This window comes from Kribbella sp. NPDC051952 (assembly GCF_040680855.1).
Lineage (GTDB): Bacteria > Actinomycetota > Actinomycetes > Propionibacteriales > Kribbellaceae > Kribbella.
Window position 1 is genome coordinate 212,177 of the sequence record NZ_JBFAXQ010000011.1, and the last position, 15,227, is coordinate 227,403.

Annotated in this window: 15 protein-coding genes; 10 read left to right on the forward strand and 5 right to left on the reverse strand. The window is 69.0% G+C overall.

Features of this window, described 5'->3' with window-relative positions:
• Positions 1–193 precede the first annotated feature (193 nt).
• From AB0L70_RS21860 to AB0L70_RS21870, 3 genes are read left to right on the forward strand one after another with little or no spacing between them, the layout of a single operon-like run.
• Positions 194–712: an RNA polymerase sigma factor gene (locus tag AB0L70_RS21860; protein ID WP_363686821.1), complete on the forward strand. Its 519-nt coding sequence runs from the start codon at positions 194–196 to the stop codon at positions 710–712.
• Entirely contained in the window at positions 709–1,377 is a 669-nt protein-coding gene (locus AB0L70_RS21865; RefSeq protein ID WP_363686823.1) for a hypothetical protein, read from the forward strand. The genes AB0L70_RS21860 and AB0L70_RS21865 overlap by 4 nt, the downstream gene beginning before the upstream one ends.
• A 49-nt stretch (positions 1,378–1,426) precedes the next feature.
• The gene (locus AB0L70_RS21870) at positions 1,427–2,116 is read left to right on the forward strand and encodes a hypothetical protein (RefSeq protein ID WP_363686825.1); all 690 of its coding nucleotides are present in this window, start codon (positions 1,427–1,429) and stop codon (positions 2,114–2,116) included.
• Positions 2,117–2,120: 4 nt separating this feature from the next.
• On the opposite strand, the gene AB0L70_RS21875 is transcribed toward AB0L70_RS21870, so the two are convergent.
• Positions 2,121–2,801: a nucleotidyltransferase domain-containing protein gene (locus AB0L70_RS21875; RefSeq protein ID WP_363686827.1), complete on the reverse strand. Its 681-nt coding sequence runs from the start codon at positions 2,799–2,801 to the stop codon at positions 2,121–2,123.
• Positions 2,801–3,658: an alpha/beta hydrolase gene (locus AB0L70_RS21880; protein ID WP_363686829.1), complete on the reverse strand. Its 858-nt coding sequence runs from the start codon at positions 3,656–3,658 to the stop codon at positions 2,801–2,803. Before AB0L70_RS21880 ends, AB0L70_RS21875 begins: the two co-directional genes overlap by 1 nt.
• 145 nt (positions 3,659–3,803) lie before the next feature.
• Between AB0L70_RS21880 and AB0L70_RS21885 the strand changes: the two genes are divergently transcribed.
• The 5 genes from AB0L70_RS21885 to AB0L70_RS21905 are packed head-to-tail and all read left to right on the forward strand — an operon-like array spanning position 3,804 to position 9,371.
• Complete coding sequence (locus tag AB0L70_RS21885; RefSeq protein WP_363686831.1) at positions 3,804–4,733, forward strand: ABC transporter permease; 930 nt, start codon at positions 3,804–3,806, stop codon at positions 4,731–4,733.
• Between the two features lies 1 nt (position 4,734).
• The gene (locus tag AB0L70_RS21890) at positions 4,735–5,733 is read left to right on the forward strand and encodes an ABC transporter permease (protein ID WP_363686833.1); all 999 of its coding nucleotides are present in this window, start codon (positions 4,735–4,737) and stop codon (positions 5,731–5,733) included.
• Positions 5,726–6,721 (forward strand): ABC transporter ATP-binding protein, encoded by a 996-nt coding sequence (locus AB0L70_RS21895; protein WP_363686836.1) that lies wholly within the window; start codon positions 5,726–5,728, stop codon positions 6,719–6,721. Before AB0L70_RS21890 ends, AB0L70_RS21895 begins: the two co-directional genes overlap by 8 nt.
• Positions 6,714–7,688 carry an oligopeptide/dipeptide ABC transporter ATP-binding protein gene (locus AB0L70_RS21900; RefSeq protein WP_363686838.1) on the forward strand — a complete coding sequence of 325 codons (975 nt, stop codon included), beginning with the start codon at positions 6,714–6,716 and terminating at the stop codon, positions 7,686–7,688. The genes AB0L70_RS21895 and AB0L70_RS21900 overlap by 8 nt, the downstream gene beginning before the upstream one ends.
• Before the next feature lie 9 nt (positions 7,689–7,697).
• Entirely contained in the window at positions 7,698–9,371 is a 1,674-nt protein-coding gene (locus tag AB0L70_RS21905) for an ABC transporter substrate-binding protein (RefSeq protein ID WP_363686840.1), read from the forward strand.
• Positions 9,372–9,379: 8 nt separating this feature from the next.
• Here AB0L70_RS21905 and AB0L70_RS21910 read toward each other — a convergent pair whose 3' ends face one another.
• The gene (locus AB0L70_RS21910; protein WP_363686842.1) at positions 9,380–9,877 is read right to left on the reverse strand and encodes an HAD family acid phosphatase; all 498 of its coding nucleotides are present in this window, start codon (positions 9,875–9,877) and stop codon (positions 9,380–9,382) included.
• On the reverse strand, positions 9,870–10,409 hold the full coding sequence (locus AB0L70_RS21915) for a GNAT family N-acetyltransferase (RefSeq protein WP_363686844.1): 540 nt from the start codon (positions 10,407–10,409) through the stop codon (positions 9,870–9,872). Before AB0L70_RS21915 ends, AB0L70_RS21910 begins: the two co-directional genes overlap by 8 nt.
• A gap of 117 nt (positions 10,410–10,526) precedes the next feature.
• Here AB0L70_RS21915 and AB0L70_RS21920 point away from each other — a divergent pair, with 117 nt between their 5' ends.
• Together AB0L70_RS21920 and AB0L70_RS21925 are read left to right on the forward strand one after the other, a co-directional pair.
• Complete coding sequence (locus AB0L70_RS21920) at positions 10,527–11,654, forward strand: metallophosphoesterase (RefSeq protein ID WP_363686846.1); 1,128 nt, start codon at positions 10,527–10,529, stop codon at positions 11,652–11,654.
• Positions 11,651–14,401 (forward strand): AAA family ATPase, encoded by a 2,751-nt coding sequence (locus AB0L70_RS21925; protein WP_363686848.1) that lies wholly within the window; start codon positions 11,651–11,653, stop codon positions 14,399–14,401. Before AB0L70_RS21920 ends, AB0L70_RS21925 begins: the two co-directional genes overlap by 4 nt.
• On the opposite strand, the gene fdhD is transcribed toward AB0L70_RS21925, so the two are convergent.
• Positions 14,385–15,218, reverse strand: a complete 834-nt coding sequence (fdhD, locus tag AB0L70_RS21930) for a formate dehydrogenase accessory sulfurtransferase FdhD (protein WP_363686850.1) — start codon at positions 15,216–15,218, stop codon at positions 14,385–14,387. The genes AB0L70_RS21925 and fdhD overlap by 17 nt on opposite strands.
• Positions 15,219–15,227 lie beyond the last annotated feature (9 nt).

Consider the following 15,227-nt stretch of genomic DNA (forward strand, 5'->3'; position numbering starts at 1 on the left):
ACCGCCTCGCTCCGCTCGGCGGGCTGGAGTTGGAGGCCCGCTCGGTGGGTTGAGGTTGAAACAACTCCCGCGATGGGTCAGGGGACCCGCTGCGGGCGGGAGTTGATCGACCCAGCGTGGGTGGCGGTGAGGATCCGCGGTGCGTGAACGGTGATTGGAGGCTTGGATCAGGCTGGGTGGTGAGGGTGCGATTGTGGCTCGGGTGCGGGGTGGGGAGTCGGCCGCGTACGGCGAGCTGGTGGTGCTGCATGCCCAGGTGGCGAAGCGTACGGCGGTGTTTCTCGGGGCGGGTGCGGATGCGGACGACGTCGTACAGGAAGCGTTCGTGAAGGCGTACCGCTCACTCGGGTCGTTTCGGGAAGGGTCGGCGTTCCGGCCGTGGTTGCTGCGGATCGTCGCGAACGAGACCCGCAACGTCATCCGGTCCCGCGGTCGCCGGTCCAAGCGTGAGGAGCTGGCCGCCCCGCTGGACGTCGTACTGGATCCAGCCGAGGAAGCCGTGTCGCTGGAGCGGCGGACCGAGCTTCTGGCCGCCGTACGCGCTCTGCCCGACCCGATGCGGCGCGTGGTGACCTGCCGCTACCTGCTGGACCTGGACGAGCAGGAAACGGCCGCAGTGCTCGGCTGGCCACGTGGAACGGTCAAGTCGCGCCTGCATCGAGCCCTGGGCCGACTACGTGAGGCTCTACCGGACAAGGAGGTGCAGCGATGAACTTGGACGACGAACTGCGAGTCCTAGGACGTTCTGCCGTCGTACCTCCGGTAGCCGACGACCTGACCGCCACAGTCCTGTCCCGCGTCGCCAACCTGCCCGTCCGCAGGCGTCTGAGGGACCGCTGGCGCGCGTTCGTGGCCGGCTGCCTGGTGCTGATCGCAGGCGCTGCCCTGACCCCGCCAGTACGAGCGACAGTTGCAGAGTGGTTCAACATCGGGGGAGTGCAGGCGCAGCCCGTCGGCACCGGCCCGAGTACGGCCCCACCGGTCCCAGGCGTGCAGGGTCACCTGTCGCTCGAGGAGGCTGCCCGGATCGCCGGGTTCACACCGGCACTGCCCAAGACCCTCGGTGCGCCGACCGGTGTCGAGGCGTCGAAGGGATCGGTTGTGACCAGCTGGCCCGGCGTCCGGCTGGAGCAGTTCCAGGCGCAGGTCTCGTACGGCTACATCAAGAAGATCTACGAGAGCGTCGAGTTCGTGCCCGACGTCGACGGCTACTGGTTCAAGACCCCGCATCAGCTTGTGCTGGTGGAGCCGAGCGGTGCGGAGCGCGTCATCCGGATCGCCGGCCCCACGCTCGTCTGGGTACGCGGCGACGTGACGTTCCGGCTCGAAGGCGTCGACAAGGCCAGAGCGGTCGAGCTGGCGAGCGGAACCTCCTAGCCACCGGCGGTGTATCCGGGGTGAGTCCTCGTCATCAGGGAGAGCCACCATGGTCCGCCGTACGCTCACACTGCTCGCCGCACTCCTCGCCATACTGTTCTCTGGCGCCACGCCTGCTCACGCCGGCGGTCCGACCAGCGTCCTGCTCAGCGCGCCGCCGCACGTAGTTGCCGTCGGCTACGAGGACAAGGCCTACACCGAACTCCAACGACTGACCGACGTCGCCGTCTCGAAACCCGATCCCGGGACCGAGCGACACGACGCCGGCCACTTCGTCCGGGCCACCTGGCTGATCCACGACATGTCGGTCTGGCGCATCGACGTCATCTACCCGGACGCACCGGGCGGCCCGTGGATCGCCACCTCGGAGTCGTACGACGGCAACGTCGCCAACCTCAAGCCCGTCTGGCACACAGCAGTGGATCCGGCGGCCCTGATGAAGCTCCTGGGCACGCTGAAGATGCTCCCCGGCCAGCACAACGGTGAGCCCTGGTACGGCGGCCCGACCGCCGGGCCGGACGACGGCTACCTCCCACCGGCAACAGCGGCGCCGACCGAGAAGCCCACCACCGGCGCCGTCACGGATTCGGTGACACCCCCGCAGGCTCAGGCCGCGACCACCGGAGTCCTCACCGGCTGGCGCTGGATCATCCCCGGCTTCCTCGTCGGGGTCGTGGTCGCCGTCGTCGCCATCCGCCTCATCCCCAAGCGCCGCTGGGAGCTCATCGACGCGGAGTGACCGCTCAGATGTCCGCGGACAGCTCGAAGCCGGCGAACAACCTGCCGCCGTGCAGGTCGAGGATCCGGTCGACTGCCGTGACCAGACTGTCGTCCTCCGCGCGTACGCCGGCCATCAACGCGTGGGCCTGGTCGTTGTCGTAGGCGACGACCTCGCGGAGGAGACCCTTGCCGGTGCCGGTCCAGCGACCTGCTCCACTCAGCAGGAGGCGCGCAGCGTCCTGCCACACCACCGAGGCGATCGCCGTTCGTTCGTCGCCGGATGCGTCAGCGAAGTCGTCCAGCAGATTGGTGATCCCGTTGCGCAGCATGTCCAGCTCCGCGGTGGTCAACGGTTTCGGTCCGGCGGCCACCTCGTCGCGGCCGAGCTGCTGCCACCGTGCGCCGGAGCCGTCGGTATCCAGCAGTACGACGGACTCGCCGACCAGACGCATCATGCTCGGCTGACGGCGCTGCTGGTCCTTGTCGGCGAAGTACCGCAGCGATTTCTCGGTGTGCACGAACAGCTCGACCGGCCACCCGCCGTACTCCAAGGACCTCCGCATCGGCGCCGGCGGCCCGTCCAGCAGCACGGTGATGTCGAGGTCGGAGGTCGGCGACGCATCACCCCGCACCACACTCCCGCCGAGCCAGGCGGCGCGGGCGTTCGGGTACAGCTCCTCGACGAGTTGGCGGGCTATCTCCATCAGGACAGTGTCAACCAGCTCAGCAGGTTGCGGTACGCATTTGTTGGCGGGATGTGGCCGCCGGCGTACGGCTTGCGTTCGGCGTGCGGGATCGCGGCGGCCAGGACGTCGGCGTACTTGCCGGCGCGTTCGTCGGTGGAGCCGTACCAGAGGCCCACCGGGACATGGATGTCGGCGAACTCGAAACCCCAGTCGGTGGCGAAGGCAACATGATCGTCGATCCAGCCGTCGTGGCTGGTGACGAAGGTCGCGTTCAGCCGGGCCATCGCGTCGGCGTCGTCACGGGCCGGGGGACCGGGTGGCGACTCCGGATCCGGCGGGATCTCCGGTCCGCCGGCCTCGATCCGCTCCATGATGCTCCGGGCGGTGTCCTCGAGCAGGGGACGAAGGTGCTGCTCGCCGCGGGCCACGAGCCAGGAGGTGCGGTTGCGGCGCGGATCTGCCTTCTCGTCGTCCTCGGTCGGCTCAGGTCCGTCCACGATCGGCGGTGCGTTGCTCCCGGTCACCGCACACCGCGTGACGCGATCGGCGAGGAGGGCGGCACACGCCAGCGCGTGAGGTCCGCCACCTGATCCGCCGGTCACGGCGAAACGATTCCAGCCGAGGGAGTCCGCGAGTACCTCGGTATCTGTCGCCACCGACGCCACCGTGCGACCCGGTTGCCGTGTCGAACCGCCGTACCCGGGCCGGTCCGGAACCACCATCCACAGGCCCGATTCCTCGATTGCCCGCACGGCGTCCGGCCGTTTCCACCGCGTACTCGGCGACCCGCCGAACGACATCACCGGCGGACCGCCGACCGTGCCGTAAACCGAGTACCGCACCACCCGCTCGCCAACCACCACCTGGCCATCCACAAGCGGAGCGTAACCAACCGAGATCAGCTAACCCGATGTGGAGTTACCAAGCCGAGATTCTCGGGATTCGAGATGGATCCGTGGTGGTGGGAGGATGCGGCCTAGGTTTTGTCGGCTGCGTGATTCGAACCTGTCGGGAGTGCTTGTGAGTTCCTCGGTCGCCGGGACCGTATCGCCGACCCGGCAGGCGTTGCGCCGGGTTCGGCGGGATCGCAGTGCCCGGATCGGCGCGGTCCTGGTCGCGCTGCTGATCGTGATCGCGGCCGTCGCGCCGCTGCTGGTGAAGCTGTCCGGTCAGGACGCGTTGACGTACCACATCGACCTGCTCGATCCGGCCCGCGGCAACGCCCCGAAAGGCGCGATCGGCGGGGTGAGCGGCGACCACTGGTTCGGGATCGAGCCGCTGACCGGGCGTGACCTGTTCTCGATCGTCGTCCTCGGCCTGCGTACGTCGTTGTTCATCGCGGTCGTGGTCACCGCGATCACCACCGTCGTCGGCACCCTGGTCGGCATCAGCGCGGCGTACTTCGGGGGCTGGTACGACGCGGTCGTCTCCCGGCTGCTCGACTTCCTCTTCGGCTTCCCGCAGCTCGTCTTCATGATTGCCCTCGGCATCATTATCCCGGCGAAGTTCCCCCGCTGGCTGCTGCTGATCCTGGTGCTCAGCGTGTTCGGCTGGGCCGGCCTGGCCCGGCTGATCCGGAACCAGGCGAAGTCCCTGGTCGCCCGCGAGTTCGTCGAGGCGGCCCGCAGCGTCGGCTCGTCCGGCTGGCACGTGATCACCCGCGAACTCCTGCCGAACCTGCTCGGCCCGGTGCTGGTGATCGCGACCCTGTCGATCCCCGGCTACATCGGTGCCGAGGCCGCGCTGTCGTTCCTGGGGGTCGGCGTACCACCACCGACACCCAGCCTCGGCCGTTCCATCTCGGACTCGATCGCCTGGGTCTACACCGGCGCGGATCCGTGGTTCCTGGTGTTCCCCGGTGCCATGCTGTTCCTCGCCGTACTCGGGTTCACCTTGCTCGGCGACGGGGTCCGGGACGCGTTCGACGTACGGCTGCGGAGGGACCACTGAGATGCCCGACCTCGTGTGGTTCATTCTCCGCCGCCTGTTCGCGGCCCTGCTGGTGATGCTCGCGCTGAGCCTCGCCGTCTACCTGGTCTTCTACGCGATCCCGGCCGACCCGGCCCACCTGGCCTGCGGCAAACCCTGTACGCCGGACCGCCTCGAGACCGCCCGCCATTTCATGCAGCTGGATCAGACCACGCTGCAGCAGTACCTGAGCTTCCTCAAGGGCATCTTCGCCGGCCGCACGTTCGGCGACGGTACGGCGGCTGTGCACTGCAACGCACCGTGCTTCGGCTACTCGTTCCCGCTGGCCCGTCCGGTCACCACGCTGATCTTCGACCGGCTCCCGATCACCGCGTCGATCGCGATCGGTGCCGCGATCCTCTGGCTGGTCCTCGGGGTCTCGCTCGGCGTGGTCGCGGCCCTCAACCGCGGTCGGCTCCTCGACCGGCTGTCCGTCGGCGTCGCGCTGATCGGGGTGTCGACGCCGTCGTTCCTGCTCGGCCTGCTGGCGATCCTGGTCTTCGGGTTCTGGCTCAACATGGTCCCGGTGAACGGCTACGTCCCCCTGACCGAGAGTCCGGTCGACTGGGCCTGGCACCTGGTCACCCCTTGGCTCGTACTCGCGGTGTTGCAAGCGGCGTCGTACATCCGGCTGACCCGCTCGCAGATGATCGAGGAGCTCAGCCTCGACTACATCACCACCGCGCGGGCGAAGGGTGCGGGCGAGGCGCGAGTGGTGGTGACGCATGGGCTGCGCGGCGTGCTCGTGCCGATCATCACGCTGTTCGGCCTGGACCTCGGCGGCCTGCTCGGTGGCGCGATCCTGACCGAGAAGGTGTTCAGCATGCAGGGTCTCGGGGACCTGCTGATCAGCGCGGTGGCGCAGTTGGACGTGGCCGTGGTGGTCGGTGTGACGCTGTTCTCGGCCTTCCTCATCATCCTGGCGAATCTGGTGGTGGACGTGGTGCACGGTGTGCTCGACCCGAGGGTGAGCCATGGCTGAGCCAGTGCTCGAGGTGCACGACCTGCACGTCACGTTCCGGACCGAGGGTGGCCTGGTCCCGGCCGTCGACGGGATCGATTTCGCGGTCGCGCCGGGGGAGACGCTCGCGATCGTAGGCGAGTCCGGCTCCGGCAAAAGCGTCAGCTCGGCCGCGGTGATGGGCCTGCTCCCGTCGAACGCCGACGTCACCGGCGAGGTGTTGCTGGACGGCCGCGAGCTGATCGGTCTGGAGACCGACGACCTCCGGAAGATCCGCGGCAACGACATCGCGATGGTCTTCCAGGACGCCCTGTCCGCGCTGAACCCGTACTACTCCGTCGGCTGGCAGGTCGCCGAGGCGTACCGGCTCCACCACGACGTCTCGAAGAAGGTCGCGCACCGCCGGGCGATCGAAATGCTGGACAAGGTCGGCATCCCGGACGCGACCCGCCGGGCCGACAGTTACCCGCACGAATTCTCCGGGGGAATGCGGCAGCGGGTCGTGATTGCTATGGCTCTGGTGAACGACCCGAGAGTGCTGATCGCGGATGAGCCGACGACCGCACTCGACGTGACCGTGCAGGCACAGATCATGCAACTCCTGGCCGACGTCCAGGAGGAATTCGGTACGGCGCTCGTACTGATCTCGCACGACCTCGGTGTCGTCGCGGAGGTCGCCGACGACGTGCTGGTGATGTACGCCGGTCGCGCGGCCGAGCGTGGCACGGTCCGGGACCTGTTCTACCGGGCGGCGCACCCGTACAGCCTGGGCCTGCTGGGTGCGATGCCGCGGGTCGACGTACCGCCGAATCGCCGGTTGACGACAATCCCCGGCAGCCCGCCGTCGCCCGGCTCGATCAAGACCGGGTGCCCGTTCCAGCCGCGCTGCGCGTACGCGAAGCAGGTCGGCGAGCGGTGCATCACCGAGCGGCCGGAGCTCACGCCGCGACCGGGTGAGGGCGATCACGAGGCAGCCTGCCACCTGGGACGGAGGCCGGCCGATGTCTGACGAGCTGCTTCGCCTCGATGGCGTGAAGAAGTACTTCGGCCTGCGCGGGGCGCCGTGGCGGGCGGCCCAAGCGGTGAAGGCGGTCGACGGCGTGACGTTGGTCGTCCGCAAGGGCGAGACGGTCGGTCTGGTCGGCGAGTCCGGCTCGGGCAAGTCCACGCTGGCCCGGGTTGCGACCCGGCTGCTCGATCCGACCACGGGCCGGGTCGAGATCGGTGGCAAGGATGTGACCAAGGTCCGCGGCCGCAAGCTCCGGCCGGTCCGGCGCAAGATCCAGATGGTCTTCCAGGACCCGCAGGCGTCGCTCAACCCGCGCCAGTCGGTCGGCACGATCCTGAGTACGCCGTTCCGCGCGCAAGGGATCCGGCCGACCCGGGCGCAGCTGGTCGAGCTGCTCAACCAGGTCGGCCTGTCCGAGGAGCAGTTGGAGCGTTACCCCCATGAGTTCTCCGGCGGTCAGCGGCAGCGGATCGGGATCGCACGGGCGTTGTCCGTCAAACCCGATCTGCTGGTCTGCGACGAGCCGGTGTCCGCGCTCGACGTGTCGGTCCAGGCCCAGGTGCTGAACCTGCTCGCGGACCTTCGCGACGAGCTCGGCCTGTCGTACGTGCTCGTCGCGCACGACCTGGCCGTCGTACGCCAGGTGGCGAGCCGGGTCGCGGTCATGTACCTCGGCACGATCGTCGAGGAAGGGCCTGCCGACCAGGTGTACTCGTCGCCGGCGCACCCGTACACGAGGGCACTGCTGTCCGCGGTGCCCGTGCCCGAGCCCGGCGTCGAACGCGATCGGATCGTCTTGACCGGCGACGTACCGACGCCGATCTCGCCGCCGTCCGGATGCCCCTTCCGGACCCGTTGTTACAAAGCAGAGGACGTTTGCGCGACCGAACGACCGGTGCTCGAGCCCGTCCAGGGCAGCACTGAACACCGGGCCGCCTGCTACTTCCCTGAGCCCCCCACCTCCTGAGAGGAAACGATGAAACACCTAACCCGAGCGGTCGCGGTAGCGGCCGCGTTGGTGCTGGCGGCGGCCGCCTGCAACGCCAACGACAAGACCGCATCCGGCGGTGGCAGCACCGCGGCCGCGGAAACCGGCGGGACCTGGCACATCCTGACCACCAGCAAGGAGATCAGCCTCGACCCGGCCAAGAGCCAGAACCTGGGGATCAGCTCGATCCACCTGGTGCTGCGCGGCCTGACCTCGTGGAAGACCGACCCGAACAAGGCGGCCGAGCTGGTCCCGGACCTGGCCGCCGACACCGGCAAGGTCAGCGACGGCGGCAAGACCTGGACCTTCAAGCTGAAGCCGGGCCTGAAGTACGCCGACGGATCGCCGATCGTTGCCGCTGACATCAAGTACGGCGTCGAGCGGTCGTTCGCCCCGGAGCTGTCCGGCGGCCTCGGGTACCACAAGTCGCTGCTGGTCGGCGGGGACAAGTACACCGGCCCGTACAAGGGCGGCGACCTGGCCTCGATCGAGACCCCGGACGACACGACGGTCATCTTCAAGCTGAACAAGCCGTTCGGTGACTGGCCGTGGATCGTCAGCATGCCGGCGTTCTCGCCGGTGCCGAAGAAGGCCGACACCGACCCGGCGCACTACGGCGAGAAGCCGATGGCCAGCGGGCCGTACCAGGTGAAGTCGTACGCACCGGGCTCGAAGCTCGAGCTGGAGCGCAACCCCAACTGGGACAAGTCCTCCGACCCGGCCCGGACCGGTCTGCCGGACGCGATCGTGCTCGACATGGGCCTGCAGCCCGACGTGGTCAACCAGCGCCTGATCGCCGATGCGGGTGACGACAAGTTCGCCGCCACCACCGGCACCTCGGTCCCGGCCGCGCTGATCCCGACCGTGACCGGCAACCCGGCCGTCAAGGCCCGCGTCGCCACGTCCCCGTCGGGTGCGCTCGAGTACCTGGCGATGAACACGAAGCGCCCGGCGCTGGCCAATCCCGCCGTACGCAAGGCGATCGAGTACGCCGTCGACAAGCAGGCCGTCCAGGTCGCCGAGGGTGGACCCGAGTTCGGCGGCGAGATCGCGTCGACGCTGATCACGCCGGGGATCGAGGGCTACAACAAGTACGACCTGTACGAGGCGCCGCCCGCGGGTGACCCGGACAAGGCCAAGCAGATGCTCGCCGCCGCCGGCGTGAGCAACCTCAACCTGGTGCTCGCCGCCGACAACACGACCGGACTGGGCGTCGCGCAGGCGATCCAGCAGGGTCTGAAGCGGGCCGGGATCACGGTCACGATCAAGCCGCTCGACTCCGAGCCGCTGACCGACCTGATCACCGGGAACAAGCCGGACTTCGACCTGACCGTGTCGAGCTGGCTGCCGGACTACCCGAGTGCGCTGGGCAACATCCAGCCGCTGTTCGCGTCCTCGGAGGCCGGCAACGGTGGGTACAACATCTCCCGGTACTCCAACCCGGCGGTGGACTCGGCGATCGCCGCGGCCACGGCCGAGTCGGACCTGACCAAGGCGGCCGGGATGTGGGGCGCGGTGGACAAGCAGATCATGGCCGACGCGCCGATCGTCCCGCTCGTCTACGCCCGCAACGCGTTCCTGCACGGGTCGAAGGTGCAGAACTTCTACCTGTCGTCCTACCCGCCGTACCCGAACCAGCTGATCGTCGGGCTGAGCAAGTAGAACGTCGGTTACGTACGGCCCTCTTTTTCCTGGGCCTCGAAGAGGGTCGGCTGGGTCTCGGCATCGAGTCCCCAGTCGGCCCTCATCACTGTGTAGCCGGCCTTCTCGGCGGCCGCGCAGACCTGCACGTCGTCGTCGACCAGGACGGCGACCGGCCGGGACTCGGCCAGCCGCTTGAGCCGGCCGAGCTTCATCAGCACGGACGGGCGACGGTCGGTGTTGCCGCGCATGTAGAGCTTGCCGTCCGGGAAGCCGTTGTCCTTCAGCCACTTGACCGTGTCCCGGCGCAGCCGCTCGGGGCGGCCGGTCAGGTAGACGATCTCGTGCTCGGCCGCCAGCGTCGTCGCGACCGCCAACCCTTCGTCGAGGACCGCATCCTCTTTGGCATGCGCGAAGAACGAATCCCAATCCTTCGGCTTCTTGTCGAGGAAGTGGATCCGCTGGCTCGTGTCGGAAAGCGTCGCGTCGATGTCGAGTACGGCGTACGACCGGGAATCGTCAGGCACGTCGCCCAGCCTCCCAGGTCTGCCGGTCGAGCGCGTACTCGACCTCGCCGAACTCGGTTCCGGGCAACGGATCCTCGAAGTACTCGTGGTAGAGCCGGGCGAACCGTAGTCCCGACCGCCGCATCACCGCCCGGGACCGATGGTTCACCGCCATCGTGTCCGCGACCACCCACTCCATCCCGAGCTCGGTGAACGCCTCTTCGATCAATGCCACCGTGCCCTCGGTCGCATACCCGTTGCCCCATGCGGTTCGCTTCAGCCGATAGCCGAGATCCACCGTTGCCGGGTCCTTGGTCGGCTGCATCCCGAACCACCCGACGAAGCCGGTCTCGTCCTCCGCCTTGAACGTCCCGAGCTCCGGATGTTCGGCGTACACCGCGAGAATCTCCGGCAGGACGACGCCCTCGATCTCCGCCCGCGATGTCGGCTGCCCGGTCAGGAACCGCATCACCTCGGGATCCGAGTCGAGCTCCACCAGCAGGTCGACGTCCTCGGCCGTGAACCTCCCCAGCCGCAGTCGCTCCGTCTCCATCCTCCGACCTTCTCACCCCGGGGAGTCTCCTGAGCGTGTCCGGAGTGTGGGCGGTGTGGGGCTTGGGGTGTGTTGGGTGTGCGGTTGTCGGCAGGGCAGGTTAGCGTTCTCAGCGCGATGGACGAGTCGATCACGTTTCTGCACAGTTCGGACTGGCAGCTGGGGATGATGCGCCGGTTCCTGGGGCCGGACGGCCAGGCCCGGTGGGGTCAGGCGCGGCTGGACGCTGTCGCGCGGATCGGCGAGGTCGCTGAGCAGACAGGCGCGGCGTTCGTGGTCGTCACCGGGGACGTGTTCGAGCACAACCAGGTCGAGCGCCAGACGATCTTGCGAGCTTGTGAAGCGCTGAAGCGGATCCCGGTCCCGGTTGTCCTGCTGCCCGGCAACCACGACGCGCTCGAGCCCGGTTCGCTCTGGACCTCGAGTCAGTGGCAGGCCCACGCGCCGTCGCACGTGACCGTGGTGACCGACAGCACGCCGCTGGAGATCGTGCCGGGGGTCGAGATCGTCGGGGCGCCCTGGCGTTCGCGCCGGCCGCTGTCGGATCCGGCCGCACCTGGGTACGCCGAGCTCACACCGGTTGCCGCTGGTACGACGAGGATCCTGCTGGCGCATGGCCAGCTGACCAGTCTCTCCGGCGGGATGTCCGACGTACCGACGATCGATCAGACCGCGCTGGAAGCGGCCGTCGCGGACGGGCGGCTGCAGTACGTCGGTCTCGGCGATCGGCACTCGACGACGCGCGTCACCGATCGGATCTGGTTCTCCGGGACGCAGGAGGTCACGTCGCCCGAGGAGGACGCGCCGGGGAACGTGCTGAAGGTGACGATCGGCGACGGCATCGCGGTCGAGCCGGTGCGGGTCGGCGCGTGGCACATGGTCGACCATCGGGTCGAGTTGTTCGACGAGGAGTCGCTCGTCGCGTTGGAGGACTGGTTCGCGGAGTTGCCGGAGAAGGAGCGGACGTACGTCCGGCTCGCCGGTGACGGTTCGCTGGCGCTTCCGCTGCTGAGCCGGCTCGACGCGATGATCGACGCGCAGGGTGAGGTGTTCGCGAGTGTCGAGCGGTGGGCCAAGTTCTGGACCGTGCGGCCGGCACCGGACGCCGCGGACCTCGACGCGTTGCAGCTGAGCGGTCCGGCCCGGGCCGCGATGGAGGAGTTGCGGCAGGCGCTGGCCGGTGGCGACGAGGGTGCGGGTGCGGCGCTGTCGTTGATGCACAGATTGGCGCGGGACGCGGGATGAGGCTGCACAACTTGGCGCTGCGGGACTTCCGCGGCGTCAAGGACCGTAGTGTTCGGTTCCCCGCGCTCGGGACCACCGTCGTGGTCGGCGACAACGAGGTCGGCAAGTCCAGCCTGGTCGAGGCGTTCGGGCTGGTGTTCGACCTGCCGGACGACTCCAAGTCGACCCGGATCCGCGACATCCAGCCGGTCGGCCAGGACGTCGGCCCGGAGGTCACCGTCGAGCTGACCCTAGGCGGCCACGAACTCACCTACACCAAACGCTGGCTGAAGAACCGTTCCACCGAGCTGGCCATCGTCGACCCCAATGGCCGTCGGCAGACCTACACCGGTCGTGAGGCGCACAACGAGGCCGAGCGGCTGTTCCACCAGCACGTCGACCCGGTGCTGTGGCAGACGTTGATGGTCAGCCAGGGTCAGTCGTTGGTGCTGCCAACGCCGGCCGACGCAGAGCCGCTGATCACCGCGGTGACCGCCGAATCGGGTACGCCGGTCGATGGTGCGTCGATGCCGCTGGTGATGGCCGTCGAGCACGAGTACCTGCGCTACTGGACCCGCGGCGGCCGGGCGACCGGTGACTTCGCGCGGTCCGAGAAGTCCGTGGCAGGTGCTGAGCTCGCTGCGGCCCAGGCGTTGAAGGCGATGGAGGAGGTCCAGCAGGACATCCGCCGGGCCGAGCGGCTGACCTTGGATCTCGCCGACGTCGACGGCCGGTCGACCGAGCATCTGAAGTCGGTCGAGGAGCTGCGGGAGCGCAAGAAGGCAACCGACGAGATCCTGCTCCGCCGCGACTCGGTCAAGCACCGCGCCGAGACCGCGCGGGCCCGGCTCGAGAACCACACCCGGACCCGAATCGAGCGGGAGCGCCTGCTCGACGAGGTCGAGCGGTTCACCAAGTTCGACACCGAGCTGGCCGAGCGGCGGGCCGATGCCGAGCTCGTCGCGAAGACCGCGGCCGAGATGGTGCAGGCGGCCGAGACCGCGCTCGCGGAGGTGGTCGAGCTCAAGGACCTTCGCCGTACGGATGTGCAGGAGGCGGAGCGCAAGGTCTCCGAGCTGATGGATCAGGCCGAGCTCGACCGGCTGCTCGGGCAGCAGGCCGAGCTGATCGACGTCCGCGCGCGGATCGCCGCGGCCGGGACGATCCTGGACCGGATCAAGGTCGACGACGCACTGGTCGCCGCCTTGGAGGACGCACGCGCAGCGGTCGTCGAAGCACGAGCCGCGCTGGCTGCCGGCGTACCGGAGGTCCTGGTACGGCGGCTTGGGGCGGAGCCGGTCGAGTTGTCGGGGACCGGGCTGGACGGTGAGGTGCCGGCCGAGCTGGGATTCGACGAGTCCACTGAGGTACTGGTCGCTGGTGAGCTGGTGGTCGGCGTACCTGGGCAGGTCGAGGTGACGGTTCGGGCCGGTGGCGAGGCCGCGACACTGCGGTCGCGGGTGGATGACGCCGTACGTCGTGAGAAGGACCTGCTGAAGAAGGCGGGGGTGAAGGATGTCGCGGCCGCGCGGGAGTTGCTGCGGAAGGCGGATACGGCGTCGGCCGAGTTGCACGAGGCTCGCCGTACCGAGAAGTCGCTGACGGCTGGTGGTGATCCGGGCGAACGGATCGCCGTACTGACTGCGCGGCTTGGTGCGGATGAGGACGCCGAAGAGTCCGACGGGAAGCAGTCGGCCGTCGAGGGCGTGCCTGGGCAGATGTCGCTGTTCGAGGAGTTCGCCTCGCCGCTCGACACGCTGTTCGACGACTTCGAGCTACCGGCGCCGGCGCCGAACGATCTGGACGCCGCGCAGCGGGCGCTGGAGGAGGCGCGCGACGGGCTGGCCGAGGCCGAGCGGTTGCTGGCGGATGCGGAGTTCGCGGCGGCGCAGGCGCGGAAGGCGGCGGACGAGGATCGGTCCGAGGCGCAGAACGCGCGGGCACGGTCCGAGCTGGCGGGGGAGCGGTTGACCGCCGCGGTTGAGGCCTTGGATGCGGCCCGGGCGATCCTGGACGACGAGGCGGTGGCGGTTGCTGAGGGCGAGGCGACGACCGAGGTCGAGGGCGTACTCGAGGAGCTGACCGCCGTACAGGAGCAGGCGGACGAGGCTGGGGCCGACCAGGTCGCGGGTGAGTTGGCGGACGCGCTGTCGGTGGCGAAGCGGCTGCAGGACGAGCGGGACACGTTGCGCGACGCGTTGCGGACGACCGAGGGCCGGCTCGAGCAGTCCGGGCGGGACGGCCTAGCGACCCGGCGCGATGTGGCCGACCTGGAGTTGGCCGCCGTACGCACGGAACACGAGAGCCTGCTGCGTCGGGCCGAAGCGGCGCGGCGGGTGTACGAGACGCTGAGCCGGCACCGGGCCGAGGCGCAGACGAAGTACTCCGAGCCGCTGCAGAGCCGGATCGAGTCCCTGGGGCGCAGCGTGTACGGCCCGTCGTTCCGGGTCTGGCTGGACGACGACCTCGCGGTCGCCGAGCGGGAGATGGACGGCATCCGGCTACCCGTTGCGGCGTTGTCGACCGGCGCTCAGGAGCAGCTCGCGATCATCACCCGCCTCGCCATCAGCCACCTGGTCAGCACCGGCGAAGGCAGCGTCCCGGTCATCTTCGACGACGCCCTCGGCTGGTCCGACAAGGCCCGCCTCCGCGACATGGGCGCCCTCCTCGGCCGAGCCGGCGACCACGGCCAGGTCATCATCCTCACCTGCATGCCCGACCGCTACGAATACGTCCCGAAGGCCACCTTCATCAAACTGGACGGATGATCCGTTCGGGGGCGCTGTAGAGGACGCAGCGGGTGCCTCGGGTGAAGCCGGCGAGGGTTACGTTGAAGCGGCGGGCCAGGTCGACTGCGAGGCTTGAGGGCGCGCCTACGGCGACGATCATGCCGATACCGGCGGCTACTGCCTTCTGGATGATTTCGTAGCCGGCTCGGCCGCTGACGGCGAGGACCAGGCCCTGGCGGGAGTGGTTGTTGAGGACGGTCCAGCCGACGACCTTGTCTACGGCGTTGTGGCGGCCGACGTCTTCCTTGACGACTACCTTACGGCCGTCGGTGGTGAAGAGGCCGGCGGCGTGCAGGCCGCCGGTGCGGCTGAAGGTCGGCTGGGCCTCGCGGAGCAGGTCGGGGAGTCGGCGTACGACGTCTACCGGCGCCTCGACCGGGTCGACGGGGTCGTAGTCGCGTTCGGCCAGTTCGTCGAGGCTTTGCTGGCCGCAGACACCGCAGGCTGCCGAGGTGACGCCGTACCGCTGGGGTGGTTCGCGGTCGGGTGGGCCGTCGAAGGTGACCGTGACGGTGTTGAACTGCTGCTCGCGGGTGAGCTTCACGTCCGTGCAGTAGGCAACGGTCCGGATCGCGTCGGGGCGGACCGCGAAACCTTCGCCGAGGCAGAAGCCGGCGGCCAGCTCGAAGTCGGAGCCTGGGGTGCGCATGGTCACGACCAGCGGCTCGGGTGGTCGGCCTGGCCACTCCAGCCGGAGCTCCAGCGGCTCCTCGGTGACGACGACGTCTTCGCGACGGGACGTACGGTCGCCATCCAGCACCTCGACCTTGAACCTCGTGGTCGGCCCTTTGTTCATGCCTCCACG